The 25216-nt window shown below is 41.8% G+C and carries 28 protein-coding genes; 23 read left to right on the forward strand and 5 right to left on the reverse strand.

Annotated elements, in window-relative coordinates; translation table 11 throughout:
- Positions 1 to 558: 558 nt before the first annotated feature.
- The 18 genes from mnmG (at position 559) to AC4E96_RS01245 (ending at position 15640) form a co-directional block, all read left to right on the forward strand.
- On the forward strand, positions 559 to 2448 hold the full coding sequence (gene mnmG, locus AC4E96_RS01160; protein WP_488033023.1) for a tRNA uridine-5-carboxymethylaminomethyl(34) synthesis enzyme MnmG: 1890 nt from the start codon (positions 559 to 561) through the stop codon (positions 2446 to 2448).
- 79 nt (positions 2449 to 2527) lie between these two features.
- Positions 2528 to 3160 carry a 16S rRNA (guanine(527)-N(7))-methyltransferase RsmG gene (gene rsmG / locus AC4E96_RS01165; protein ID WP_488033022.1) on the forward strand — a complete coding sequence of 211 codons (633 nt, stop codon included), beginning with the start codon at positions 2528 to 2530 and terminating at the stop codon, positions 3158 to 3160.
- Between the two features lie 25 nt (positions 3161 to 3185).
- Positions 3186 to 3968 carry a ParA family protein gene (locus tag AC4E96_RS01170; RefSeq protein ID WP_488033021.1) on the forward strand — a complete coding sequence of 261 codons (783 nt, stop codon included), beginning with the start codon at positions 3186 to 3188 and terminating at the stop codon, positions 3966 to 3968.
- A 32-nt stretch (positions 3969 to 4000) separates the two neighbouring features.
- The gene (locus tag AC4E96_RS01175) at positions 4001 to 4900 is read left to right on the forward strand and encodes a ParB/RepB/Spo0J family partition protein (protein ID WP_488033020.1); all 900 of its coding nucleotides are present in this window, start codon (positions 4001 to 4003) and stop codon (positions 4898 to 4900) included.
- A gap of 463 nt (positions 4901 to 5363) precedes the next feature.
- A complete protein-coding gene (locus AC4E96_RS01180) occupies positions 5364 to 5735 on the forward strand; it encodes an ATP synthase subunit I (protein WP_488033019.1) in 372 nt (123 codons plus the stop codon).
- Positions 5736 to 5762: 27 nt separating this feature from the next.
- Positions 5763 to 6617, forward strand: coding sequence for a F0F1 ATP synthase subunit A (gene atpB / locus AC4E96_RS01185; protein WP_488033018.1), 855 nt, complete (start codon positions 5763 to 5765; stop codon positions 6615 to 6617).
- Positions 6618 to 6665: 48 nt separating this feature from the next.
- Positions 6666 to 6899 (forward strand): F0F1 ATP synthase subunit C, encoded by a 234-nt coding sequence (gene atpE, locus AC4E96_RS01190; RefSeq protein WP_010561330.1) that lies wholly within the window; start codon positions 6666 to 6668, stop codon positions 6897 to 6899.
- A gap of 42 nt (positions 6900 to 6941) precedes the next feature.
- Complete coding sequence (gene atpF, locus AC4E96_RS01195; protein WP_488033017.1) at positions 6942 to 7412, forward strand: F0F1 ATP synthase subunit B; 471 nt, start codon at positions 6942 to 6944, stop codon at positions 7410 to 7412.
- A 17-nt stretch (positions 7413 to 7429) separates the two neighbouring features.
- Complete coding sequence (gene atpH, locus AC4E96_RS01200) at positions 7430 to 7963, forward strand: F0F1 ATP synthase subunit delta (RefSeq protein ID WP_490254655.1); 534 nt, start codon at positions 7430 to 7432, stop codon at positions 7961 to 7963.
- Between the two features lie 14 nt (positions 7964 to 7977).
- On the forward strand, positions 7978 to 9519 hold the full coding sequence (gene atpA / locus AC4E96_RS01205; RefSeq protein WP_488033015.1) for a F0F1 ATP synthase subunit alpha: 1542 nt from the start codon (positions 7978 to 7980) through the stop codon (positions 9517 to 9519).
- Positions 9520 to 9584: 65 nt separating this feature from the next.
- Positions 9585 to 10445, forward strand: a complete 861-nt coding sequence (atpG, locus tag AC4E96_RS01210; RefSeq protein ID WP_488033014.1) for a F0F1 ATP synthase subunit gamma — start codon at positions 9585 to 9587, stop codon at positions 10443 to 10445.
- A gap of 28 nt (positions 10446 to 10473) precedes the next feature.
- Positions 10474 to 11853 (forward strand): F0F1 ATP synthase subunit beta, encoded by a 1380-nt coding sequence (gene atpD, locus AC4E96_RS01215; protein WP_488033013.1) that lies wholly within the window; start codon positions 10474 to 10476, stop codon positions 11851 to 11853.
- 23 nt (positions 11854 to 11876) lie between these two features.
- The gene (locus tag AC4E96_RS01220) at positions 11877 to 12296 is read left to right on the forward strand and encodes a F0F1 ATP synthase subunit epsilon (RefSeq protein WP_488033012.1); all 420 of its coding nucleotides are present in this window, start codon (positions 11877 to 11879) and stop codon (positions 12294 to 12296) included.
- Positions 12297 to 12488: 192 nt separating this feature from the next.
- Positions 12489 to 12815, forward strand: coding sequence for a MaoP family protein (locus tag AC4E96_RS01225; protein WP_488033011.1), 327 nt, complete (start codon positions 12489 to 12491; stop codon positions 12813 to 12815).
- 84 nt (positions 12816 to 12899) lie between these two features.
- Positions 12900 to 13100, forward strand: a complete 201-nt coding sequence (locus AC4E96_RS01230) for a DUF3283 family protein (protein WP_488033010.1) — start codon at positions 12900 to 12902, stop codon at positions 13098 to 13100.
- Between the two features lie 77 nt (positions 13101 to 13177).
- Positions 13178 to 13534 carry an MGMT family protein gene (locus AC4E96_RS01235; RefSeq protein WP_490254656.1) on the forward strand — a complete coding sequence of 119 codons (357 nt, stop codon included), beginning with the start codon at positions 13178 to 13180 and terminating at the stop codon, positions 13532 to 13534.
- 187 nt (positions 13535 to 13721) lie between these two features.
- Positions 13722 to 15116, forward strand: a complete 1395-nt coding sequence (locus AC4E96_RS01240) for a DNA-3-methyladenine glycosylase 2 family protein (RefSeq protein WP_490254657.1) — start codon at positions 13722 to 13724, stop codon at positions 15114 to 15116.
- Positions 15113 to 15640, forward strand: coding sequence for a methylated-DNA--[protein]-cysteine S-methyltransferase (locus AC4E96_RS01245; protein ID WP_488033007.1), 528 nt, complete (start codon positions 15113 to 15115; stop codon positions 15638 to 15640). Before AC4E96_RS01240 ends, AC4E96_RS01245 begins: the two co-directional genes overlap by 4 nt.
- Positions 15641 to 15748: 108 nt before the next feature.
- Here the strand turns inward: AC4E96_RS01245 and AC4E96_RS01250 are convergent, their stop codons facing one another.
- The 3 genes from AC4E96_RS01250 to AC4E96_RS01260 are packed head-to-tail and all read right to left on the reverse strand — an operon-like array spanning position 15749 to position 18108.
- Positions 15749 to 16657 (reverse strand): AEC family transporter, encoded by a 909-nt coding sequence (locus tag AC4E96_RS01250; RefSeq protein WP_490254658.1) that lies wholly within the window; start codon positions 16655 to 16657, stop codon positions 15749 to 15751.
- 7 nt (positions 16658 to 16664) lie between these two features.
- Positions 16665 to 17534, reverse strand: coding sequence for a 4-hydroxybenzoate octaprenyltransferase (gene ubiA / locus AC4E96_RS01255; protein WP_488033005.1), 870 nt, complete (start codon positions 17532 to 17534; stop codon positions 16665 to 16667).
- A gap of 19 nt (positions 17535 to 17553) precedes the next feature.
- Entirely contained in the window at positions 17554 to 18108 is a 555-nt protein-coding gene (locus AC4E96_RS01260; protein ID WP_490254659.1) for a chorismate--pyruvate lyase family protein, read from the reverse strand.
- Between the two features lie 135 nt (positions 18109 to 18243).
- On the opposite strand from AC4E96_RS01260, the gene AC4E96_RS01265 reads away from it, so the two are divergent.
- Positions 18244 to 18633 (forward strand): flagellar basal body-associated protein FliL, encoded by a 390-nt coding sequence (locus tag AC4E96_RS01265; protein WP_488033003.1) that lies wholly within the window; start codon positions 18244 to 18246, stop codon positions 18631 to 18633.
- Between the two features lie 113 nt (positions 18634 to 18746).
- Here the strand turns inward: AC4E96_RS01265 and glpG are convergent, their stop codons facing one another.
- Positions 18747 to 19565: a rhomboid family intramembrane serine protease GlpG gene (gene glpG / locus AC4E96_RS01270; protein ID WP_490254660.1), complete on the reverse strand. Its 819-nt coding sequence runs from the start codon at positions 19563 to 19565 to the stop codon at positions 18747 to 18749.
- 22 nt (positions 19566 to 19587) lie between these two features.
- Positions 19588 to 19911 carry a thiosulfate sulfurtransferase GlpE gene (glpE, locus tag AC4E96_RS01275; protein ID WP_488033001.1) on the reverse strand — a complete coding sequence of 108 codons (324 nt, stop codon included), beginning with the start codon at positions 19909 to 19911 and terminating at the stop codon, positions 19588 to 19590.
- A gap of 150 nt (positions 19912 to 20061) precedes the next feature.
- On the opposite strand from glpE, the gene AC4E96_RS01280 reads away from it, so the two are divergent.
- The 4 genes from AC4E96_RS01280 to uvrD all read left to right on the forward strand — a co-directional run bounded on the left by AC4E96_RS01280 (position 20062) and on the right by uvrD (position 25210).
- Positions 20062 to 20727 (forward strand): HD domain-containing protein, encoded by a 666-nt coding sequence (locus AC4E96_RS01280; protein WP_490254661.1) that lies wholly within the window; start codon positions 20062 to 20064, stop codon positions 20725 to 20727.
- Positions 20728 to 20795: 68 nt separating this feature from the next.
- Positions 20796 to 22007, forward strand: a complete 1212-nt coding sequence (locus AC4E96_RS01285; protein WP_490254662.1) for a GGDEF domain-containing protein — start codon at positions 20796 to 20798, stop codon at positions 22005 to 22007.
- An 83-nt stretch (positions 22008 to 22090) separates the two neighbouring features.
- A complete protein-coding gene (locus AC4E96_RS01290) occupies positions 22091 to 22810 on the forward strand; it encodes an HAD-IA family hydrolase (RefSeq protein ID WP_490254663.1) in 720 nt (239 codons plus the stop codon).
- 42 nt (positions 22811 to 22852) lie between these two features.
- On the forward strand, positions 22853 to 25210 hold the full coding sequence (gene uvrD / locus AC4E96_RS01295) for a DNA helicase II (protein ID WP_490254664.1): 2358 nt from the start codon (positions 22853 to 22855) through the stop codon (positions 25208 to 25210).
- Positions 25211 to 25216: the final 6 nt, after the last annotated feature.

The following is a 25216-nucleotide window of genomic DNA, read 5'->3' on the forward strand; positions in this document are numbered from 1 at the left end:
GTATTTAGCGATCTTTTACCAAAAATTACTTATTAAACCGATCAAGATCAGGATCTAAATAAAAAACTTTTAGATCCGATCAATCCACAATCCTCTAATCAATATGACCATCATATCACCAGATCACATCTTATAAGTTAGTTATACACAATGTTCACACAGAGGTATTACAAAGTATCAGCCCCTGTGAATAAGATCGTTAAGATCGTTTGATCTAACTGATAATATCCAAAGCATAAGTTTTGACGTGATTTTGAATGTGGATAAGATCGCTATATATCCCCAAGGTTAACGGATTTAGATCCAAGCTAGATCACAAGTAATGATCCGTAGAAGATCCTAAAAACATTAAGAAAAATTAACTTACTAACAGAAATTCAAAAGCTAATAGTAATAAAAATAAAAGATCTTTAAATAGATCTTATATTTAATTAGTGATCTGATCACCTTGAGTAGATAGACCCGAATGAATAAAAAATAACCGTTTAAATCCTACGTAAACCAAGATAGAATACGCGCCCTTTTTTGAGGATCCTTTTTTGATGTATCGAGGTAATCATGATCTTTTCTGAACAATTTGATGTCATAGTTGTTGGTGGTGGACACGCAGGAACCGAAGCTGCGTTAGCGTCTGCACGTATGGGCCAAAATACCCTTTTACTAACTCATAACGTCGATACACTTGGCCAAATGTCATGTAACCCAGCGATTGGTGGAATTGGCAAGGGCCATCTCGTAAAAGAGATCGATGCACTAGGCGGTGCAATGGCGTTAGCAGCAGATGCTGGAGGCATACAGTTCAGAACGCTTAATTCATCAAAAGGGCCTGCAGTACGTGCTACCAGAGCGCAGGCAGACCGCCAGTTATATCGTGCAGCAATTCGCACGATGTTGGAAAATCAACCTAACTTAAAAATATTTCAGCAATCATGTGACGATCTGATCGTAGAAAATGATCGTGTGGTTGGTGTTGTGACTCAAATGGGCCTCAAATTCAAAGCCAAAGCAGTCGTATTGACCGTAGGTACATTTTTAGGTGGCAAGATACATATCGGGCTAGAAAACCACTCAGGAGGCCGTGCAGGCGATCCTCCGTCTATCGCGTTGGCCGATCGATTACGTGAGTTACCATTTCGTGTAGATCGCCTTAAAACAGGTACTCCACCTCGTATTGATGCAAGAACGATAGACTTTTCAGTCATGCAAGCACAACCAGGTGATACTCCGACTCCACACTTTTCATACATAAGCAAAGATGGTTGTCACCCACAACAGATTCCTTGTTACATCACTTATACCAACGAAAAGACACACGATGTGATCCGAGGTGGTTTAGATCGTTCCCCAATGTATTCTGGTGAAATTGAAGGCATTGGTCCTCGCTATTGCCCTTCAATCGAAGACAAAGTGGTTCGTTTTGCTGACAAAGACCGTCACCAGATTTTTGTTGAACCAGAAGGTTTAACAACTCATGAAGTATATCCAAATGGTATTTCTACGAGCTTACCATTTGATGTACAACTTGAGCTTGTACATTCAATTGCTGGCTTTGAAAACGCCCATATAACGCGCCCTGGATACGCGATTGAGTATGATTATTTTGATCCAAGAGATCTAAAACAAACCCTGGAAACTAAGTTCATTGATGGTCTGTTCTTTGCTGGTCAAATCAATGGAACAACTGGCTATGAAGAAGCTGGTGCGCAAGGCTTGATTGCTGGTATGAATGCGGCATTACAAGTTCAAGACAAAGAGGCCTGGTCACCGAGTCGTGATCAAGCGTACATTGGCGTATTGATTGATGATCTTGCGACTCTAGGTACAAAAGAACCATACCGTATGTTTACGTCACGTGCTGAATATCGCTTATTGTTACGCGAGGACAATGCTGACTTACGCCTTACAGAGAAAGGCAGAGAGTTAGGTTTGGTTTGTGATGAAAGATGGCGTGTATTCAATGAAAAAATCGAACAAATTGCCGTTGAGAAAGAGCGTTTAAAATCGAACTGGATCCACAAAGATCACCCTTCAGTTGATCAAGTTAACGAATTGCTCAAAGCGCCGATCACTCGTGAAGCGAGTTTAGAAGATTTAGTTCGTCGCCCGGAAGTTCGATATAACGACTTGATGAACATTGAAGGTGTTGGACCAGCCAACCCGAATCAGCAAGCAGCTGAACAAGTTGAGATCCAAATCAAATACCAAGGTTACATTGATCGCCAACTACAAGAGATTGCTAAACAGCAAAAACACGAAAATACTCAAATCCCTAAAGAGTTTGATTACGGTTCTATTAGTGGTTTGTCTAACGAAGTCGTCGCCAAGCTTGAAGATGCGCGTCCGACAACAGTGGGCCAAGCTGCTCGAATTTCGGGTATAACACCTGCTGCGATCTCAATGATCCTTGTTTATTTAAAAAAACACGGCGCGCTTCGTAAGTCTGCATAACATCTTCGCATTATTCACTAGGTATGGCGGGCTTTGCTCGCTATACTTCTATTTTTGAATCTAGTCACAGAAAATCACCATGTTAAAAAATAAGCTTGTAAACCTAGTTAACCAAACGGATCTCTCTTTGAGCGAATCTCAACTTGATTTGCTGATTGGATATGTCGAAAGACTCGATAAATGGAACAAGGCTTATAATTTAACGTCCGTTCGTGATCCTCAACAAATGTTAATAAAGCATATTGTTGATAGCTTGGTAGTAAGTCCATACTTACAAAAAACACCGTGTTCTAATGGCAAATTTATCGATGTTGGTACTGGGCCAGGGCTACCAGGGATGCCGCTAGCAATTTCAAACCCAGATTTGGAATTCAGCTTGTTGGATTCATTAGGAAAACGTATTCGCTTCATTACCCAAGTTAATCATGAATTAAAAATTAATAACGTGACACCGATTCAAAGTCGTGTTGAAGATCATCATGGTCAATACGCGGGCGTGTTAAGTCGTGCATTTGCGTCAATTTCAGATATGGTTAACTGGTCTCATCACCTAGTTGCCCCAGATGGTCGCTTTTTTGCTCTAAAAGGTCAGCTTGATGAAGAAGAAATTGAAGGTTTACCGAATTTTGTTAAAGTTGAAGAAATAATTAAATTATCAGTGCCTGAATTAGAAGGTGAGCGTCATTTGGTTGTGTTAAGCAAGACACAATAATTGATTCAGAGGGATTAACAGAAACGTGGCAAAAATAATAGCAATAGCCAATCAAAAAGGTGGTGTTGGTAAAACAACATCGGCGGTTAATTTGGCCGCGTCGATGGCGGCGACCAAACGCAAAGTATTGTTAATCGATCTTGATCCTCAAGGAAATGCAACGATGGGATCGGGTGTCGACAAATATGATGTTGAATTTAGCGCCTACGATCTTTTAGTTGAAGATACGCCATTCGAGCAAGTTGTCCAAACAGACACGACTGGTGGTTATCATGTCGTTGCGGCAAACGGAGATGTTACTGCTGCGGAAGTCAAAATGATGGAAATGTTTGGTCGAGAGCTCCGTTTAAAAACGGCTCTGGCTAAAGTTCAGGATCAATATGACTTTATTTTCATTGATTGCCCACCAAGCCTTAATATGTTGACTGTCAATGCAATGGCCGCAGCAGACTCCGTCATTGTGCCAATGCAATGTGAGTACTACGCTCTTGAAGGTTTAACGGCTTTGATGGATACAATTAGTCAGCTCGCTAGTATCGTCAATCCTAATTTAAAAATTGAAGGTATTCTCCGTACTATGTACGATCCGAGAAACCGATTAGCCAATGATGTTTCAGAGCAATTAAAACATCATTTTGGCGATAAAGTATATCGAACGGTCATTCCTCGAAATGTTCGGTTAGCTGAAGCGCCAAGCTTTGGTTCGCCAGTCATGTATTATGACAAGTCTTCTTCAGGCGCCAAAGCGTATCTTGCGCTTGCTGGAGAAATGCTTCGCCGTTCTGACAAAAATAATAACGCAGCGTAACTGCGCACCGTTAAGTAGTGTAAAGGAAAATTATGTCTCCCCGTAAACGTGGTCTAGGTAGAGGATTGGATGCATTGTTAGCGACGCAAGCTAACCAGCAACCAAATGAATCAGCTGAAACATCAACTGAAATCCAAACTGCGGAAAAGAAAAACTTAGTAAATTTGCCGGTAGAGCAATTGGCTCCTGGTAAATACCAGCCTCGTAAAGATATGTCGCCTGATGCGCTAGACGAATTAGCTGCATCAATCAAAAACCAAGGGATCATTCAGCCAATCGTGGTTCGTCCAATTGGAGAAGACAAATACGAGATCATTGCGGGTGAAAGACGCTGGCGTGCGTCGCAAATTGCACAATTAGACATGGTGCCCTGTCTAATAAAAGACGTACCGGATGAAGCGGCCGTCGCCATTGCATTGATCGAAAATATTCAGCGTGAAGATCTAAATGCAATGGAAGAGGCGATTGCGCTTCAACGCCTACAAGACGAGTTTGAATTAACACATCAAGAAGTGGCCGATGCCGTAGGTAAGTCGCGTACATCCGTGACAAACTACTTACGCCTAAACAAACTTGAAGATGATGTAAAAACGTTAATGGAGCATGGCGACTTAGAGTTTGGTCATGCAAAAGTTTTATTAGCATTAGCGGGTGATGAACAGGTGATGGCTGCACGTAAGGTTGTGGCTAAAGAGCTCACTGTTCGTGATACAGAAAAGTTAGTGAATAGCTTGACCCAAGAACAAGTTGAGAAAAAGGTCGCAGAAAAAGACCCTGACGTAAAACTGTTGGAACAACAGTTAGTTGAGCGTTTGGGGGCCAAAGTCGACATTAGCTACAATCGCAAGGGTAAAGGTAAAATGGTGATTTCGTATTCTTCCCTCGATGAGCTAGATGGAATTATCGCGCATTTAACGCCCAGTGACGATTGATTCGTTCAGCGATTAAAAAGATTTAATTTGATATTAAAAATGGCCACTGAAAAGTGGCTTTTTTGTTTTTAAATCAATCCCTCTGCTAATTATGCCCGCTATTAAACTTGGGATTGGATTAAGAAATAAAAATTACTCTGCTTTCTGTAACGAACTTTTGGCACTCATGCTTTCAAAACAGTAATAAAATAACTAACTTTTATGATAAATATCCTATTTAAATCAGCCATATAGAACATTAGAAAATTTTTTGAAGTTTTATTACAAAGCCAACGCCTAACACTCTATTCAAGAAGCCCCCTATTAACCTGTCATATACTTGCAAATGCGAGATTTAAACGTATAATTTCGCCTGATTTTTACCTTGCTGTGATGTGTGTGTAATTTATGAACATCTCCTTACAGTATAGGCAGTAACAAAAGCTCCTTTTAAGAGCGATATTTTTAGGAAAATTGACTTTTGGTGCAGCACCCAACAAAACAGCATAGAAAAGCAGCGTTTAAGTTTGTTGGTTTCAAGTTTGTGCTGGCGGTTTTATTGTCAATTTTAGTAGGAATTATTTGGGAAGTACCGCATGGCCTGTCGTTTTTTACAGGTGCGATGCTAGATGTACTTCCTGTTTTTGTATTTACAATATATGCGTTTCGCTTCTCTGGCGCTCAGCAAATCAAAATGGTTGCTGCGTCTATGTATAGAGGTGAAACCATGAAAATGATGCTGACCGGCTTACTTTTCATAATCGTGTTAAAAACCTTTCCGGTAGTACTACCGGCGCTATTAGTCGGTTTTTTCACTTTAAAAGTCGCTCAGTTTTTACAAACGTTTTTCTTTTAATAACTTTAAACTTTTGGGAAATAAACGATGGCTGAAGAGTTAACTCTATCGAGTCATATTCAGCACCACTTGACGAATGCGAAGATGTGTTCGACCGACGCCGGTCTAGCCTTCAATAAAGCATGCGCCGATAGTGGTTTCTGGACATGGCATATCGATACCCTAGCCTGGTCAATAGGCTTAGGTATTTTATTCCTGTGGATCTTCCGCAGAGCAGCTAACAATGCGACAACGGGTGTACCTGGTAAATTCCAGTGTTTCATCGAGATGGTTGTTGAATTTGTTGGCGACAACGTACGCGATACGTTCCATGGTAGAAGCGCACTTATTGCGCCGCTGGCATTGACTATCTTCGTTTGGGTTTTCTTAATGAACCTAATGGACTTAATCCCAGTTGACTTTTTACCAGCATTCGCAGGTTTCATCGGTTCAACCTTCTTCGGCATGGATTCTCATGACGTTTACATGAAGATTGTACCTACAACTGACATCAACATGACGGCCGCATTAGCATTAGGCGTGTTCTTCTTGATGATTGGTTACTCAATCAAGATTAAAGGTGTTAAAGGGTTCATCGCTGAACTTACTCTTCACCCTTTCTCAACGAAAAACAAAATCGGCATGTTGTTCCTAATTCCATGTAACTTGTTATTAGAAACAATCGCATTAATTGCTAAGCCGTTCTCGTTGGCATTACGTCTTTTCGGTAACTTGTACGCAGGTGAGCTGATCTTCATCTTGATCGGTGCAGTCGGTCTTATGCAACTACCGTTACACTTTATTTGGGCTGTGTTCCATATCTTAGTAATCGTTCTTCAAGCATTCGTATTTATGATGCTAACGATTGTTTATCTAAGTATGGCAAGTTCTGATAACCACTAATTTTTAACTTAACTTTATAAACTTAAACTTTACATTTTGGAGATAAAAATGGAACTAATGATAGGCCTTAAATACATCGCAGTAGCACTATTAATCGGCTTCGGCGCAATCGGTACTGCAATCGGCTTTGGTAACATGGGTGGCAAATTCTTAGAGGCGTGTGCACGTCAACCTGAACTAGCACCTTCACTACAAGTTAAAATGTTCATCCTTGCTGGTCTTATCGATGCGGTAGCGATGATCGGTGTAGGTATCGCAATGGTGTTGTTGTTCGTACTTTAATCGTAATTTTTGAACAACTAACTATTTTAAGGAGGAGCGGTCGTGAACTTAACTGCCACTCTTATTGGTGAGTTAATTGCATTTGCAGTTTTCGTACTATTTTGTATGAAATACGTTTGGCCTCCGCTAAACGGCGCAATTGAAGCTCGTCAAAATAAAATTGCTGATGGTCTTGCTGCTACTGAACGTGCAGAAAAAGACCTAGAACTTGCTCAATCTAAGGCGTCAGACCAGCTTAAAGAAGCTAAGGTTCAGGCGGCTGAAATTATCGAGCAAGCTAAAAAGCGTGCAGCGCTAATCGTGGACGAGGAAACTCAAAAAGGCCACGAAGAGCGTGAGAAAATCATTGCTCAAGGCAACGCTGAAATCGAAGCAGAGCGCAATCGTGTTAAAGAAGATTTGCGCAAACAAGTTGCAGTACTAGCTATGACTGGTGCTGAAAAGATCTTAGAACGTGAGATTGATTCGTCAGCTCACAGCGAGATCTTAGACAAACTTGTTGCAGAACTTTAAGTAGAAGGAAAGAGCACATGTCTGATATGACTACTATCGCTCGTCCTTACGCTAAAGCTGCGTTTGATTTCGCAGTTGAAAGCCAGACTATTACACAGTGGGCTGATATGTTGGCGTTTGCAGCGGAAGTTGCAAAGAACGAAGACATTCACACTTTGTTGTCTGGCTCTTATTCACCAGAAACTATCTCTGATATTTTTATCAAAGTATGTGGTGAACAACTGAATGAAAACGGCCAAAACTTTATTAAGGTCTTGGCTGAGAATGGACGTTTAAACGCTCTTCCTGCTGTTGCAGAAATGTTCTCAGAACTTAAAGCACAGTATGAAAACGAGATTGAGGTAGAAGTAACTGCCGCAACTGAAATGAGCGAAGCGCAGCAAACTAATTTAGTTGCTTCGCTTGAAAAACGTCTAGCACGCAAAATTAAGCTGAATTGCAAAGTAGATAGCGCCGTTGTAGGTGGAGCGTTAATCAAGGCAGGTGATACTGTTATTGATGCCACTGTACGCGGAAAACTAGAACGTCTATCAACAACTTTGCAATCGTAATTGGGGATTTGAGCATGCAACTTAACTCAACTGAAATCGCCGAACTAATCAAGAAAAGAATTGAACAGTTCGACGTTGTCAGCGAAGCTCGTAACGAAGGTACTATCGTTTCTGTAACAGACGGTATCATTCGCATCCATGGCCTTGCAGATTGTATGCAAGGTGAAATGATCGAACTTCCTGGCAGTCGCTATGCTATCGCACTTAACCTAGAGCGTGACTCTGTAGGTGCAGTAGTTATGGGTCCATATGCGGACCTACAAGAAGGTACAAAAGTAAAATCAACTGGCCGTATTTTAGAGGTTCCAGTTGGTGACGCTCTACTTGGTCGTGTTGTAAACACACTAGGTGAGCCAATCGATGGTAAAGGTCCAATCGACGCAGCTGGTTTCGAACCAGTTGAGAAAATTGCACCAGGTGTAATCGAACGTCAATCAGTAGACGAGCCAGTTCAAACTGGTTATAAGTCTGTTGATGCCATGATCCCAGTTGGTCGTGGTCAGCGTGAGCTTATCATCGGTGACCGTCAAACAGGTAAAACAGCTCTAGCAATCGACGCTATCATCAACCAGAAAGATTCTGGCATTAAGTGTGTGTACGTTGCTATTGGTCAAAAAGCGTCAACTATCGCGAACGTTGTACGTAAGTTAGAAGAGCACGGTGCATTAGAAAACACTATCATCGTTGCTGCATCAGCATCTGAGTCTGCGGCGCTACAATACTTAGCACCTTTCTCAGGTTGTACTATGGGTGAATACTTCCGTGACAACGGTCAAGACTCACTTATCGTATATGATGACCTTTCTAAGCAAGCTGTTGCATACCGTCAAATTTCATTGCTTCTTAAACGTCCTCCTGGTCGTGAAGCATACCCAGGTGACGTATTCTACCTTCACTCACGTCTACTAGAGCGTGCTGCTCGTGTAAACGAAGCATACGTAGAGAAGTACACTGAAGGTAAAGTGACTGGTAAAACTGGTTCTTTAACAGCACTTCCAATCATTGAAACTCAAGCAGGTGACGTATCTGCGTTCGTACCGACAAACGTAATCTCGATTACTGACGGTCAGATCTTCCTTGAGTCAGATATGTTCAACGCAGGTATCCGTCCAGCTGTAAACGCTGGTATCTCGGTATCACGTGTTGGTGGTGCAGCTCAGACTAAGATTATCAAGAAACTAGGTGGTGGTATCCGTCTAGCACTTGCTCAATACCGTGAATTAGCGGCATTCTCTCAGTTTGCATCAGACCTTGATGACGCAACTCGTGAACAATTAGAACACGGTGAGCGCGTAACTGAATTAATGAAGCAGAAGCAATACGCGCCAATGTCTATCGCTGACATGGGTGTTTCATTGTTCGCAGCTGAAAAAGGCTACTTGAAAGACATCGAAGTTTCTAAAGTTCTAGACTTTGAAGCAGCGTTAATTTCTTTCATGAACAGCGAATACGCTGACTTGATGAGCAATGTGAATGCTACCGGTGGCTTTAACGGCGAAATTGAAGCTAGTTTGAAAGAAGGCATTGAGAAATTCAAAGCAACTCAAACTTGGTAATTTGGTTAGGTGAGTAGTTCGTCTAGAGTTGCTCGCCTTCGTTAATAGTTAATCGGAGAAATCACATGTCCGGCGCAAAAGAGATTAAAGGTAAGATCGGGAGTATTAAGAATACTCAGAAGATCACCAGCGCAATGGAAATGGTTGCGGCCTCTAAAATGAAGAGAGCTCAAGACCGTATGGCGTTAAGCCGTCCATATGCGGAAACAATGCGTAAAGTGATTGGTCATTTAGCACAGGGTAACCTTGAATACCGCCATCCATACTTGGAAGAGCGCGAGGTTAAACGTGTGGGCTATGTGGTGATTTCGTCTGACCGAGGCCTTTGTGGTGGCTTGAACGCAAATGAGTTCAAAGCTGTTGCAAAAGACGTACAAAAGTACGTTGAAGCTGGTGTAGAAGTAGACTTTGCTGCCATCGGTAGTAAAGCAGTCGGCTTCTTTAACCGTTTTGGAGGCCAAGTACTGGCAGCCAAATCAGGCTTAGGTGATGCACCGTCTGTATCAGACGTTGTAGGTTCTGTACGCGTTATGTTAGACGCATACAGTGAAGGCAAAATCGACCGCTTGTTTGTTGTGTACAACAAATTCGTAAACACAATGACACAAGAGCCAACGATCGATCAGTTATTACCTTTACCAAAAGCAGAGGAAGAACTGAGCAGCCATGGTTGGGATTACATTTACGAGCCAAGCCCAGAAGTTTTAATGGAAACTTTATTGGTTCGTTACATTGAATCTCAGGTATATCAAGGTGTTGTAGAAAACGCTGCGTCAGAACAAGCTGCGCGTATGGTTGCGATGAAAGCCGCAACTGATAACGCAGGTGGTTTAATCGACGAATTACAATTGATATACAACAAGGCACGTCAGGCAGCCATCACTCAGGAAATTTCTGAGATATGTGCTGGTTCTGCGGCGGTTTAGGTTTAAAAACAAATTTAGAGGAATTGTCATGAGTCAAGGTAAGGTCGTACAGATCATTGGCGCGGTTGTGGACGTAGAGTTTCCACAAGATGCAGTACCTGCGGTATATGACGCTATCAAAGTGACTAACGGTGACCTAGCTGGTCTTACGTTAGAAGTTCAGCAGCAGTTAGGCGGTGGCGTAGTACGCGCAATCGCACTAGGTACTACTGACGGTTTAGCACGTGGTGCGCAAGTTGAAGGTACTGGTAAAGGTATCGAAGTTCCAGTTGGTACAGCTACACTAGGCCGTATCATGGACGTATTAGGTAACCCAATCGATGAAGCGGGTCCTATTGGTGAAGAAGAACGTTACACGATTCACCGTGAAGCGCCTTCTTACGAAGAACAATCAAGTGCAACTGAACTACTAGAAACTGGTATCAAGGTTATCGACCTTGTATGTCCGTTCGCTAAAGGTGGTAAAGTTGGTCTATTCGGTGGTGCCGGTGTTGGTAAAACCGTAAACATGATGGAACTTATCCGTAACATCGCAATCGAGCACAGCGGTTACTCAGTATTCGCAGGTGTTGGTGAGCGTACTCGTGAGGGTAACGATTTCTACCATGAAATGAACGAATCAAACGTACTAGATAAAGTATCTCTAGTTTACGGTCAGATGAACGAGCCACCAGGAAACCGTTTACGCGTAGCATTAACGGGTCTAACTATGGCTGAGAAGTTCCGTGACGAAGGTCGTGACGTACTTTTCTTCGTAGATAACATCTACCGTTACACACTAGCGGGTACAGAAGTATCAGCACTTCTAGGTCGTATGCCATCAGCGGTAGGTTACCAGCCTACACTAGCTGAAGAGATGGGTGTACTTCAGGAGCGTATTACTTCAACTAAGACTGGTTCAATCACTTCAATCCAAGCGGTATACGTACCTGCGGATGACTTGACTGACCCATCACCAGCTACTACGTTCGCTCACTTAGACGCGACAGTTGTACTATCTCGTGATATCGCATCAAAAGGTATTTACCCAGCGATCGATCCACTAGACTCTACTTCACGTCAGCTTGACCCATTAGTTATCGGTCAAGAGCACTATGACGTTGCACGTGGTGTACAAACAGTACTACAGCGTTACAAAGAGTTAAAAGACATCATTGCGATCCTAGGTATGGACGAGCTTTCTGAAGAAGATAAGCAAACTGTATCTCGTGCTCGTAAGATTGAGCGTTTCTTATCTCAACCATTCTTCGTTGCAGAAGTATTTACTGGTGCACCTGGTAAATATGTATCTCTTAAAGACACAATTACTGGCTTTAAAGGTATCTTAAACGGCGAATACGACCACCTACCAGAACAAGCGTTCTACATGGTTGGCTCGGTTGAAGAAGCTTTAGAAAAGTCAAAATAATAAAGCTTAATTAGGAGCGTAAAATGGCTGCAATGACTGTCCACCTTGACGTAGTAAGCGCAGAAGAGAAGTTATTCTCTGGTCGTGTTGAAACGTTACAGGTGTCAGGTAGTGAAGGTGATTTGGGTATTTACCCAGGTCACGCGCCTTTACTTACTGCCATTAAACCTGGCATGGTACGCGTAGTTAAACAGCACGGTGAAGAACACGTATTCTACGTTGCTGGCGGCATTTTAGAAGTTCAACCTGGTCATGTATCAGTGTTAGCGGATGTCGCAGTACGTGCAGATGACTTAGATGAAAATGCAGCTTTAGCGGCTCAAAAAGAAGCTGAAGAAGCGCTAGCAAATCCAGGTGCAGACCTAGATTACGCGCAAGCTGCTATTAAACTATCAGAAGCTATCGCACAGTTACGCATTATCCAGCAAATTCGTAAAGGCTAATAAGCGTATAGATGAATTGGGTGTGTGACCTTTTCAAGGTTTTACATCACATCTTCCGTAATAAAAACCCAGCTTGTGCTGGGTTTTTTTATGCCTCAAAAAAGTGTCTTAAAAACTTCATAAAAAAATCCACACATTTCTAATAATTCGACTATAAAAAAAGAGCATTAATTAAATGAGGTTGGGATTAGTATGGAAAATATCAGTGTTGGTAAATACAATTTTTTTGATGATCACAATTTTCCGCACGGTTTTCGCCGAAGTGGTATGTTTACTGTCAAAGAGGCAGATTATTTAGAGACTTATGGTCATACTCTTTTGGCTTTAGAAAACAAAACAACTGAGCCTGTGAACGAGGATGAAATCCACTTTCAACATGCAATAACAAATCAAATTGATAGCCAGAGTTTTGCGGTTAAAACGTGGCGAAAGTACAGAATGGCCATAAGCTCGAAGTCTGAGAAAATATTCCTATCGTCACATTCTATAATCGATGATAGCAATGTTGAGCAAGATTGACATAGTAGTGTGTTTGTTATTTAAATTAACTCACTAAATCAGTAAACTTACCCTAATTAAAAATAGGCAAATAGAGAAGAGACGATGAGTCACAATATCGCAATTAAGCCGCAACATGAGCAAGATGCTATTCAACACGATTTGATGGCGTCGTTTTGGGCTTATAAAGAAAAGCGTGGATTGATGAGCCGTCCCGAGATCATAAAATACATCCACCAGCATTTTGAAGATGCTCAGTTACAAGAGCACTTGATGCAAAGGTATGAGTACTTTAAAACAGTATAAAACTCATAACCCACTAAATTAATAAGAGAAGTTCCACATGGAACTTCTTTTTTGTTTAAGTCGTAAAAGAAAAAGCTATGGACACAAAGCTCACACATCTAAACATTTGGCGAACAGTACAAGCTATACCCGCAGGTAAAGTCAGTAGTTATGGTGCAATTGCCGATTTGGCTGGTCTTCCTGGTCGAGCACGCCTAGTTGGAAAATGTTTGGGGTTTGTCCCTTCTGATGGTGTTGATGGCTCTCCAGTGCCTTGGTATCGAGTTCTAAGAAGTTCAGGTGAAATCGCTTTTGCACCCGGTAGTGATGAATTTGAAACTCAACGGGCATGCTTAATGGATGAAGGGGTGATGGTCAAAGGTCGACGTGTCTCTTTAAAGCAATATGAGTGGCGACCAAGTCTTGATGAGATTCTTTTTAGATTGGACGCATAATCTGAATCACTCAATTATCAACTGTTGCACCACTCTTTTTATTCCTACCAAGATAACATCTGCAGTCTACTCTTTTTTTATCTCACTCGCTAAGCATTGAACAGTCAATTTACCTTCAGTTCCGCTTTCATCTAGAATTAATCCGATTTTGGTTTACACTCGATATGGTAGATAAAAAGGGATAATTATGGATTTTGAAGCGTATCAACAGGCTAGACTATCGAGAGATCCCAGATTTGATGGTGTTTTTTATATTGCGGTAAAGACGACGGGTATATTCTGTCGTCCCATTTGCCCAGCAACACCGCCAAAAGAACAAAATGTGGAATACTATCAGACGGCCAATGAAGCCTTAGTTTCAGGGTATCGTCCCTGTCTTCGTTGTCGCCCAGAATCCGCGCCGTTTTCTCCAGCTTGGAACGGCGTAGATACGACCGTCCAACGAGCACTGAATATCATTCATGAACAAGGCTTTCACGGTTTAAAGTTAAGTGAACTTAGTGAACGACTGGGTATTACTGATCGATACCTACGTAAACTTTTTGTCGATAAGCTTGGAGTGTCACCAAAACACTATGTACTTCACCAGCAAGTCTTGTTTGCTAAATCCTTATTACATCAAACACATTTACCCATTCAAGATATTGCGCTTGCTTGTGGGTTTAATAATGTTAGACGCTTCAATGATGCTTTTAAAAACATCACGACCAAAACCCCATCGGAAGTTCGAAAGTTACCGGTTAGCAGTCAACCTATACGATTACAACTCAGTTACCAGCCGCCTTATGAGTGGCAAAGGTGGCATGACTTTGTCGAGTTTCGGCTTATGGCTGGAATTGAACGGCTTGGAAATAGTAGTTACGGGCGAACCTTCAGGATGTCGTTTGAGGCGCCCGACAACGACCAACTTGAAACGGTGACAGGGTGGTTTAATGCGGTTCATCGTCCAGATAAGCAAGGCTTTAATGTCAGTATAGAAGTATCAGACAGTAAGTATCTATATCAAGTCACTCAACGAATTCGGCAAGTCCTTGATCTAAATGCAAACACTGGAGTCATCTATGCCGGTTTGCTCGCTACCGGTCTACCAGAGCACAATGTTATAAATGGCTTGCGGATCCCTGGAAGTTGGAGTTTGTTTGAAGCCGGTGTTCGGGCAATTCTTGGTCAGCAAGTGTCAGTCAAAGCGGCGACGAATTTACTAAACACTCTTGTCGAAGTGTTGGGCGAAAGTAAAACTATAGACGGCGAAGAGTACCGTTGGTTTCCAACGCCAGAAAAAATGGCGAAAAGCCGTTTTAACTTTTTAAAAATGCCGCAAAGTCGTAAGACGTCGTTATCCAACTTGGCAAAGTTTGTGATGGATAATCCGAACGCATCACCAGAGCAATGGCTTGATCTCAAAGGTATAGGACCTTGGACGGTTGAATACGCTAAAATGCGTGGATTAGGTGATACGGACATTTGGCTTGATACCGACTTAGGTGTGAAAAAGGCGATGGATATTTTCCCAAATCTTAACCCAGATAATGCAGCCCCTTGGCGCACTTATCTGACGTTTAATATGTGGAGCATGTTATGAGTGTAGTAAATCAACCTATGCCAAATAAGCTCGAAACTCGTTGGTTTGAATCTCCTGCCGGGCCGGTTGAGGTTGGCGTTAACTTAGATTTAGATACACCGGTGATCTGGTATGTTGAGTTTATGGAGACTCAGAAGCTCACTGATCCAAATAATACCTCAAACCATCCAATTTTGATTGAAACTGAGCGCCAATTAAAAGCTTACTTTAAAGGTGAAGCGTATGACTTTGAAAAGGTTCTTCAATATCAAAGTGACTATGGTACCGAATTTCAAAAACAAGTATGGCAAGCACTAACCCAGATTCCCGCGGGAACGACATGGAGCTATGGTCAACTAGCAAAACATATAAACCGGCCAAAAGCGGTAAGAGCTGTTGGCGCAGCTAATGGTAAAAACCCTTTAGCTGTTATTATCCCGTGTCATCGCGTCATTGGTGCGAATGGAACATTGACTGGGTACGCTGGTGGCTTGGATATTAAAGCGAAACTAATAGAGTTAGAGCAACAACATAGTAAGTCTTAATTGTGCCGCTTACAGAAAAAAGGTAGGACTAAAAAGCTTTGCTTACTTTGTCTACTTAATTAAGATGTGCGATTTAGTGCAAACTATTAAATAGTACGAAATCGCTATCTACGTCAAAAGAAACTCTGTCCATAGCGAGATCGTGATGACACTCGCCACGGTCGACAAGACAACTGTCGTTGCACTGATGCCCTCTTCTACTCTGTGTTTCGTCGCCACAATGAAAGCGTTCACCCCAGTTGGACTTGCAGTTAGTAGCACGATGATCAACAAGGCTTCTTTATTGAGGCCCATCATTGTACCTATTGAATAGGTAATGAAAGGCAGTACAACTAGCTTCACTGTACTTAATATAATGGCTGATCTACGGTTCCCTCTAATTGGGAGAAAATGCATTGACGCGCCTAGGCAAAATAGCGCCAAAGGGATGGCCGCTTGGCCTAGTTGAGCAATTGGCGCAAGTAATAACTCGGGTAGAGTAAGTCCTGAAAAGTTAAATAAAAGGCCAGCTGCGATACTCATGACAATTGGGTTCTTTAAGCTCGACAGGATTGTTTGCCACTTCACCTTATTTACAAAAAGCTCAACTAAGGTAAATAAAATAGCACTGTGAAATGCGATCAATACAAACGCTTGGCCTGCCGCCGCTTCCCCTAATAGACCGACCAAAACAGGAATGGCGACCAATACGGTATTACTGTAAGTCGCGTCTAAACTGAAAACGGCTGCTGTGGCGGAAGACCTGGTTGACTGTGTTTTTCTAGCGATGATAAAAACGAGCGCAAACATAAATAATATTGCGCCATAAAAAGAAACAAACCATTCCAATGAAAGCGCTGCGGTTAGATCAGCTTGTGATGTACTTTTAAATAAAAAGAGCGGAATTAAAACACTGAAACAAAGGGTAGAAACGGCATTGATTTGAGCTTGCTGAAATAGAGAAAATCGAACACTGGCAAACCCCATTACACATATTAGTGCCAACGGAATAATGATAGATAGGGTTTGTAGATCCATTAGCTAGTTACCAATACTCGACAACAAGGCCAATGAAAATCACTAAACCGACATAGTGATTATCTAAAAACGCTTTAAAGCATTTTTCAGGATTGCGATCCTGGACTTGCCACCATTGTCTTAAAAATAATAACCCAGCGATTACTAATGCTGTCACCATAGGCCACTGCCAGCTCAACAGTAACTTGGCTTGCCATAGTAAATATAGAGTCATCATTTGTAGAATCATGACCATCAACACATCGTTTTTACCAAAGGCAATCGCGGTAGATTTGACGCCTATTTTTAAGTCGTCCTCTCTATCGACCATGGCATAAAGTGTGTCATAAGCAACAGTCCAACAAAGGTTTGCTAAATACAAAAGAATCATTTCTAACGGTAGATCAGCTTGTACCGCCATAAAGGCCATTGGAATTGCCCAACTAAATGCAGCCCCGAGGACAACTTGAGGAAAGTGGGTATAGCGCTTCATAAATGGGTAACAAGTAGCGAGTAACACACCACCAATTGATAATATGATAACGTTTAAATCCAATGTTAAAACCAAACCGAAAGCAATGGCTATTAACACAAAGAACAGCTGTAAAGCTTCTGTCGCCGTCGCTTTACCTGCGGGAATTGGTCTTTGGTTTGTCCTTTTTACATGGCCATCAAACTCTCTGTCCGCATAGTCATTGATTACACAACCAGCAGCACGCATCACCACAACTCCCAAACAAAACACTACTAAGTAGTGCCAGTGAGGGATACCGTAAGACGCCACCCATAATGCCCACAAGGTTGGCCACAATAATAGATAGATACCAATAGGTTTATCCATCCTCATTAGCTGGTGGTAACTTGAGTAATTAGAAAGAGACAATTGCCATTTTTTCATTAAAGGTACTTTTAACTTGTTAGTTGTCGTTAAGGAGTGACGGTAAAAAACATTCGTTCACGAGCAAAGGGTAATCATTGAGAGTAAACAATGAGCGACGAATAAAAACAGGTGAGTGAAAAGGTTGTTGTAGTTCTTGAGTTATAAAGCGACCCAGCTCACTAGTCGGTGATACCTCAGTGCACTCTATGTCACCACGTACCGCTTGTTTACTTTGAAATAACACTTGGCCCAAGGATTGATTACCTAGCTCGGCTAAGCGCTTCTCTGTTCCTTTTACGGTTGAAATAGGCATTACCGTTTGGGCATAAACCAAGGGCACATTTCCTTGTTTGAGAACAACCTCTCTCACTAATGCCTCATTATCAGTTGTGTTAAGAGAATTTTGTAGACTAGCTGAGAGGCTTTCATATGACTGTTGGAGGACTTCAACAGAAAAACTGACACCTAGTTCTTTTATGCGTACGGTCAAGGAGCTTTCACAACATACCCAATCATTTAATACTGGGTCGAGCTTTAATGTCTCGTGTTGTCTGGCTAACTGCCAATCTGTTGGTAATTGTATTGGAAACAAACCATTCGCCTCTTACAAAATGAGTTCGTATGGTATCAAAAATTAACCCTGTTGCTCAAAATAAAAGGTGGTAGAACTTATTAAATTCACTAGAATTAACATCAACAAAGAAGTTATGCGAAGGATCCTAAATTAATGCGTTTATTTATCGCCTTATTATTGTCGATGGCTATGTTTGCGTTTAACACACAAGCGGCTGAGAAAAATGTAGGCTATTACGGTTTTGAACCGGACATTATCACTAACTATATTAGTAACAAGCGACGTATTGGGTTTGTGCGTATTACCGCTGAACTGATGATTGAAAACGTACAAAACGTGCCTGTCATTGAGCATCATAGCCCTCTACTACGTGACGCTATGATTGATATTTTGATCAGACAACCAGAACAAAAAGTAAAGTCGATGACGGGACGCGAAGAAATTCGCACCTTAATCCTCGAAAAACTGCAAGAGCTAATGGAAAAAGAGACGGGACAGCCGTTGATCAAAGACTTAATCTTTACCAAGTACTTATACCATTAGCATGAGACGACGCGTTTAAACATTGTCTCTAGTCGATATGTGTATGAATGCTGCTAATAATTAAAAGTATTAGAGAATAATTGCTCGAAGTTTTATACAGGCTTCGAGCTTTTTTATGCCTTGTCTTTTTTAACTAAGACAAAACTCAAACTGATACCAGCGATTAGACCACCTAAGTGAGCCCAATTGGCCATACTGATAGGTAACACATCGAAAAAGCCAATGATCATCCAAACTAGCAAAAACATAAATAAATTATTTGGTAAGTATAGTTTTTTGGATTGATGAAAGACCCCACAAGCCCAGGCAAACCCGGCGAGTGCATAATTCACCCCTGACAGTCCCGCAAAGTTTGCACTTTCCAAAATGGCCTGAAGCGCATTTGATGTCGCTGCACTAAGTAAGAATAGCGCCATTAAAATAGTACTACCCAATACTTTCTCTACTTTTCCGCCTAGGTACCACCACCAAGCGATGTTAAAAGCTATGTGCAGCATACTTAAGTGCATGATAGCGGGAGTGACTAAGCGGTATGGTTCAGAAAGGTTGAAAGAAAAGTGAAGAGCGCCAAAAATCTCTCGATAAAAGCCAAAGTACGAAGCGGCAAAAATACCAATACAAAGCAAAGTTAACCAACGAGTGAGCGGGCCGACACTTTTATAAATCTGACCAATCCCAAGTGATGACGAAGTCTGGGTTGGTTGATTTACTTCCCACGAGGCACTTAAAAATCGGGCATCATGAGGATTTTGGACAAACTGTATAAACAAAGCGTGTGCGATGTCGTAATCATTCGGCTCAACCCAAATAGAAAAGTGCTCTTGGCCAGAATCATTTATAACTTGAACATCAAAACTTATGTTTTGCGTTTTTAAATAATCCGTAAACGCTTGCGTCGCTCTTAAATTCGGTAACTGGCCGATTGATTCCATTGAGGTGTCCGTATTGTTATTTTTATTCTGATTCCGTTACGAATTCAAAGTTTTGGCGCCACATCTCAAATCCACCATCAACGCTGTATACGTCATCAAAACCTTGTTCAACTAGGTATTGCGCAGCGCCTTGTGAGCTGTGTCCGTGATAACAAAACACAAGTACGGTTTGTTCATAGTCAACTTGCTGACAAAATTGGTTTAGAGTGCCATTAGTTAGATGGAAAGCCCCCGCAACATGACCACTAGCAAAAGATTGTTCATCGCGAATATCGGCGATAGCGGCTTTGTTTTGATCAATGAGTTGTTTAGCATCAACGATACTGATGCGTTTAAAAGTCGACATATTGTTTCCTATGAGCGCCCTTTGCATAAAGTAACAGAAAGAAAAGACCGTTACACAAGTCGTTTTTTGATAAACTTGGTTCGTGAAAAATACGACTTGGCGCGACGCTTGTGTATTTAAGAATTTTGATGAACTTATTATAGAGACCAAATGAACGCATTGAAATCCCCATCGGCAGAAACTAAGAGCATTGACCTATTAGAGCAAGAATGTGAAAAATTTATGCGTTCACAGCCTGTTCATGACAGTGCACATGACATTAACCACATAAAACGAGTGGTCAAAAACGCCAAACGAATCGCCATTGCTGAGGACGCTGACTTATGGATAGTCACTGCCTCGGCTTGGTTACATGACTGCGTGACGTTTCCCAAAAACCACCCAGATAATAAAAAAGCCAGTGGTTTTGCGGCGCAATTAGCGGTGGAGTTTTTATCAGGCATTGAGTTTCCTAAAGAGAAGTTAGATGGGGTTTATCATGCGGTTGAGGCACACAGTTACAGTGCTAATATCAACACTCGTAGTTTGGAGGCAAAGGTCGTGCAGGACGCTGACCGATTAGATGGGCTTGGTGCGGTCGGGATTGCGCGTTGTTTTACGGTGTCAGGTAAGTTGGGTAGCGCCCTTTATCACACGGAAGACCCGTTTTGTAATGAGCGCCTACCTGACAGTAAACTCGCAGCGGTCGATCATTTTTTTGAAAAACTATTTAAAACCGCCGAGACCTTAAAAACAGACACCGCTAAAGCAATGGCTAATGAGCGTGTTTCCTTTATGAATACATATTTAAAACAATTAGGTACAGAAATAAGCTAGTTTGCCACAAAAGGTCTCCTTTTATTGATTATGGGCTATAGTTAATCCATATAATAAGGACGATTATTATGAGCTCATGGGTCGTTGGAGACTTTCGCCTCAGGCGCTGGCTTCCCTTTTTTAAAAACTCTGCTACTGAAAAGCAGTATCTCATTGAGCGCTTTGCTCAAGACCACTTGTCGATTGCCCGTGCTTTTGTCATTCTTTCTTTGTTTTTAAGTGCTTTTATTATTGTCGACTTCCACGTCGAATATACATCGAGTTTCTACTTCTATTTAGCGATAAGTCAAAAAGTCATAATGCCGGTTGTTGGTTTTATGTGCTTTGCTTACGTCAACCGTATTTTTAAAATTGGCGCCCTTAATCGAGCTTTAGCAATTTACGGTCTCTGGTTTACTGCCAATTTATATTTTGCCTTTTATGGTTACAGTCACTGGATTGTGCAACCGGTGACGCTTCTAGAAGTGACTATGGCCAGTGTTTTCACCTGTTTATTGATTTATATCTATGTGCCCTTACGATTTGAACAGCAGTTGTTTAGTGCTGGCATTATTGTACTAATGACATTGGTGTTTTTGTTTGCAGAACGGCATGTAAGCCATGGACGAATTGGCTTTGCATTGATGTTTTTGGGGTTGGCTAATGGCTTTGGGGTATCTATTGCGTTGACGATACACCGTAATTTTCGTAAGTATTGGGCCAATAAAAAAGAACGTGATACGGATAATAAAGAGCTTCGAGAAGAAGTGTTTCGTAGAGAGCGCCTGGAGCTGGAGTTAAAACGTTTGGCGATGACTGATCCGTTAACAGGAATCGATAACAGACGTAGTTTTATGGAACATCTTCAACGTGAAATAAAAAGGGCTGCTCGTCAACACTGTAACCTAAGCCTGATAAATTTTGATATTGATTTGTTTAAACATATTAATGATCAGTTTGGTCATGATACAGGTGATAAGGTTTTAATCGATGTTACCTGTTTAATCAAAGATAGGCTTCGTGAGTCTGATATCTTTGGCCGATTAGGTGGTGAAGAGTTTGCTATTTTATTACCCGATTGTGATAACGAAGAGGCATTAGTATTAGCGGAGTCGTTGCGAGAAGCGCTAAACAATCATGCGATTGCTTGGCAATCAAAAGCGCTTAAAGTTACTGCCAGTTTTGGTGTCGTTCAATATCAACCCAATGAAGATACCAGAAAACTGCTAAAACGCGCTGATCAGGCCATGTATAACGCTAAAAAGTCTGGTCGTAATTGTGTTAAATCTATTCCTCATTAAAATTGCTTTACTAAGATCTTTTCTCTTCGATTCTTTGTACAATGAAACGACAGTTTGATTAACACAAATAATGGGTACTTCTTTTGGCAATTAAATTCTACAAATCTCTTACATCTTCAATTAAAGCGCTTAGTTTTGACCTCGATGATACGTTGTATGTAAACGATGAAGTCATAAAAGCCGCTGAAGAGGCTCAATTTGAAGTACTGAGTCAGGCAATACCAAGTATTAAAGTCGCAGGAATTGAGCCTTGGTTGTCATTAAAGTGGAAAGTGTTAAAGGCGAACCCTGAAGTAAAACACGACGTTACTCTGTGGCGCAAAGAAGTGATCAGGTTGGGACTGGCCAGTCATACCGCTGATTCTGCTCTGATAGATGAGCTTGTAGAAGCAGGCTTTAACGCGTTTTATGAAGAGCGCTCGAACTTTGAACTCGAACCAAGGGTGTTCGATATTCTAGGACAGCTTAAACAAAAGTTGCCCCTGGTGGCGGTGACTAATGGCAACGTTGATATTACTCGACTCGGACTTACACCTTATTTTGTTGGTTATTACCGCGCAGGTGAGTTGGGTAATAGGATGAAACCTTTCCCTGATATGTTGCAAATGGCTGCAACCGATTTAGGTATCTTGCCTTCAGAATTACTGCATATTGGTGATAACGTTTCAACCGATGTAGGTGCAGCGCAAAACGCAAATTGCCCGCACCTTTGGTTTAATTCAGCCCAACAAGCTATGCCAGCCAAAGCTGCTTTGCCAACGGCAGAATATTCAGACTTGGATGATCTGCTACAACTGCTATAATCAAACCCTGTTTTTTTATCCAGTTTAAGGCCCAGCAACATAATGGATGTTTATATTCCAAACCAGGAACCTGATTTACACGGCGCTGCATCATTAAAATTAAATGAGCTTAATGACCGTCAACACGAAGCCGTTACGGCTCCTCCTCAAAATATGTTGGTTCTTGCTGGCGCGGGTTCGGGTAAAACAAAAGTACTGATTAGTCGAATTGGATATTTGATAAAGGCGTTACACGTTTCACCTTATTCTATAATGGCGGTTACGTTTACCAATAAAGCCGCAACCGAAATGCGTCATCGCCTCGAGTCTTTGATGGGGCAAGGTACGGTTGGTTCACAATTTAGTAATCACGGTATGTGGATAGGTACCTTCCATGGCTTAGCACATCGATTTTTGCGTACTCATTTTCGCGAAGCTAAGTTACCAGAGAGTTTTCAGGTTATAGACTCTGACGATCAACATCGCCTGATCCGTCGTCTTCTAAAAAGCTTAAACATAGACGAAAAGCGTTTTCCACCTAAACAAATCATGTGGTACATCAATGGCAAAAAGGACGAGGGTCTTCGTCCAAAGCACATTGATACCTTTGATCCTACCGAGCAAATGATGCTTAAGGTTTATGAGGCGTATCAACAAGCCTGTGACCGAGCTGGCCTTGTCGATTTTGCAGAAATCTTATTACGCAGCCACGAAGTGTTGGCTTCGAACGATGATATCTTAGCTCATTATCGCAAACGATTTAGACATATTCTGGTGGACGAGTTTCAAGATACTAACAGTATTCAATATGCTTGGATTCAACTTATATCGGGCGGTCATGCTGGTGGCATTGCTGATGAAGCGCCTGCTTCTTACGTGATGATTGTTGGTGATGACGATCAGTCAATTTATGGTTGGCGTGGTGCTAGAGTGGAAAACATTCACAATTTCCAAAAGGATTTTGAAGATGTTCAGACCGTGAGACTCGAGCAAAACTATCGTTCAACCGCAAATATCCTAAAAGCAGCCAATGCAGTCATTTCGAACAATAGCGACCGCTTAGGAAAAGATTTGTGGACCGAGGGCAAAGAAGGTGATCCGATTGCGGTATATTCTTCTTTCAACGAATTGGAAGAAGCGCGTTTTGTTGTTGGTAATATTAAAAAGTGGCAAGAAGATGGCGGGAGCCTGAACGATGCGGCTATTTTGTATCGTAACAATGCCCAGTCTCGTGTACTAGAAGAAGCGTTATTACAGGCCGGTCTAAAATACCGAATTTATGGTGGTTTGCGATTCTTCGAACGCCAAGAAATCAAAGATGCATTAGCGTATCTACGTTTGATTGCTAATCGTGATGATGACGCTGCATTTGAGCGTGTTATCAATACTCCGGCAAGAGGTATCGGGGATAAAACATTACAAACTATTCGAGATGCAGCGCGAAGTCAGAGCATTACGTTATGGCAAGCAAGTGGTCGTTTGGTTTCAGAGCAGCGCTTATCGGCAAGAGCTTTAGGGTCACTCAATAAGTTCGTTGAACTGATTGATAAACTTGAGTCTGACTTGACTGATTTACCACTTCACGAACAAGCGGACCAAGCGATTCAAAGCTCTGGTCTAAAGGCCATGTATCAAGCTGAAAAAGGTGAAAAAGGCCAAACTCGAGTAGAAAACTTAGAGGAATTGGTCACTGCTTGTAAGCAATACGAGCCTGATGAAAATATGGAAGAAATGCCTATTCTTTCTGCATTCTTGTCTCACGCGTCATTAGAATCTGGTGAGTCACAAGCTGACGACTATGAAGATGCGGTCCAATTAATGACGCTTCACAGTGCCAAAGGTCTAGAATTCCCACTGGTATTTTTAGTTGGTGTTGAAGAAGGTATGTTCCCTAGTCAACAAAGTGCTGATGCGCCAGACCGTTTAGAGGAAGAACGCCGTTTAGCTTATGTTGGTATGACTCGAGCAAGACAAAGACTATTTATTACCCATGCAGAAACCAGGCGTATGTATGGTCAAGAGCATCACCACCGACCTTCAAGATTTATCTCTGAAATACCAGAAGAATGTTTATACCAAATTAAACTGACATCATCAGCGCGCCAACCGTCTTATCAACAAGGTTATGGCAATGCGAATAGTGGTTACAAAAGCTCGAGCAGCAGTTATGGTAGTTCTACGGGGTATGGCTCTGGAATGTCGAGCGGTAGTCGCGGTGGTATGTCTTCTAAAACGGCCAGTCATGTTAAGTTCAGCGGTTCGGCTTTTTCACTGGGACAACGTGTTTCTCATGCGAAGTTTGGTGAAGGTACGGTATTAAACTGTGAAGGCGATGGGGATAACGCACGTATTCAAGTTAACTTTGATCAATTTGGCGCCAAGTGGTTAGTTACGACTTATGCCAAGTTAACGGCGATCTAAACTTTT

It is taken from the genome of Psychrosphaera sp., from assembly GCF_982872775.1.

Excerpts from the sequence above, each read along its gene's own strand:
- atpB (WP_488033018.1), top strand. The coding sequence starts at position 5,763 with ATGGCTGAAGAGTTAACTCTATCGAGTCATATTCAGCACCACTTGACG.
- ubiA (WP_488033005.1), bottom strand. The coding sequence starts at position 17,534 with ATGAAAAAATGGCAATTGTCTCTTTCTAATTACTCAAGTTACCACCAG.
- atpG (WP_488033014.1), top strand. The coding sequence starts at position 9,585 with ATGTCCGGCGCAAAAGAGATTAAAGGTAAGATCGGGAGTATTAAGAAT.
- atpD (WP_488033013.1), top strand. The coding sequence starts at position 10,474 with ATGAGTCAAGGTAAGGTCGTACAGATCATTGGCGCGGTTGTGGACGTA.
- atpA (WP_488033015.1), top strand. The coding sequence starts at position 7,978 with ATGCAACTTAACTCAACTGAAATCGCCGAACTAATCAAGAAAAGAATT.
- AC4E96_RS01240 (WP_490254657.1), top strand. The coding sequence starts at position 13,722 with ATGGATTTTGAAGCGTATCAACAGGCTAGACTATCGAGAGATCCCAGA.
- AC4E96_RS01285 (WP_490254662.1), top strand. The coding sequence starts at position 20,796 with ATGAGCTCATGGGTCGTTGGAGACTTTCGCCTCAGGCGCTGGCTTCCC.
- AC4E96_RS01225 (WP_488033011.1), top strand. The coding sequence starts at position 12,489 with ATGGAAAATATCAGTGTTGGTAAATACAATTTTTTTGATGATCACAAT.
- uvrD (WP_490254664.1), top strand. The coding sequence starts at position 22,853 with ATGGATGTTTATATTCCAAACCAGGAACCTGATTTACACGGCGCTGCA.
- AC4E96_RS01220 (WP_488033012.1), top strand. The coding sequence starts at position 11,877 with ATGGCTGCAATGACTGTCCACCTTGACGTAGTAAGCGCAGAAGAGAAG.
- rsmG (WP_488033022.1), top strand. The coding sequence starts at position 2,528 with ATGTTAAAAAATAAGCTTGTAAACCTAGTTAACCAAACGGATCTCTCT.
- AC4E96_RS01235 (WP_490254656.1), top strand. The coding sequence starts at position 13,178 with ATGGACACAAAGCTCACACATCTAAACATTTGGCGAACAGTACAAGCT.
- AC4E96_RS01250 (WP_490254658.1), bottom strand. The coding sequence starts at position 16,657 with ATGGATCTACAAACCCTATCTATCATTATTCCGTTGGCACTAATATGT.
- AC4E96_RS01230 (WP_488033010.1), top strand. The coding sequence starts at position 12,900 with ATGAGTCACAATATCGCAATTAAGCCGCAACATGAGCAAGATGCTATT.
- AC4E96_RS01265 (WP_488033003.1), top strand. The coding sequence starts at position 18,244 with ATGCGTTTATTTATCGCCTTATTATTGTCGATGGCTATGTTTGCGTTT.
- atpH (WP_490254655.1), top strand. The coding sequence starts at position 7,430 with ATGTCTGATATGACTACTATCGCTCGTCCTTACGCTAAAGCTGCGTTT.
- glpE (WP_488033001.1), bottom strand. The coding sequence starts at position 19,911 with ATGTCGACTTTTAAACGCATCAGTATCGTTGATGCTAAACAACTCATT.
- atpE (WP_010561330.1), top strand. The coding sequence starts at position 6,666 with ATGGAACTAATGATAGGCCTTAAATACATCGCAGTAGCACTATTAATC.
- AC4E96_RS01175 (WP_488033020.1), top strand. The coding sequence starts at position 4,001 with ATGTCTCCCCGTAAACGTGGTCTAGGTAGAGGATTGGATGCATTGTTA.
- mnmG (WP_488033023.1), top strand. The coding sequence starts at position 559 with ATGATCTTTTCTGAACAATTTGATGTCATAGTTGTTGGTGGTGGACAC.
- AC4E96_RS01280 (WP_490254661.1), top strand. The coding sequence starts at position 20,062 with ATGAACGCATTGAAATCCCCATCGGCAGAAACTAAGAGCATTGACCTA.
- AC4E96_RS01245 (WP_488033007.1), top strand. The coding sequence starts at position 15,113 with ATGAGTGTAGTAAATCAACCTATGCCAAATAAGCTCGAAACTCGTTGG.
- glpG (WP_490254660.1), bottom strand. The coding sequence starts at position 19,565 with ATGGAATCAATCGGCCAGTTACCGAATTTAAGAGCGACGCAAGCGTTT.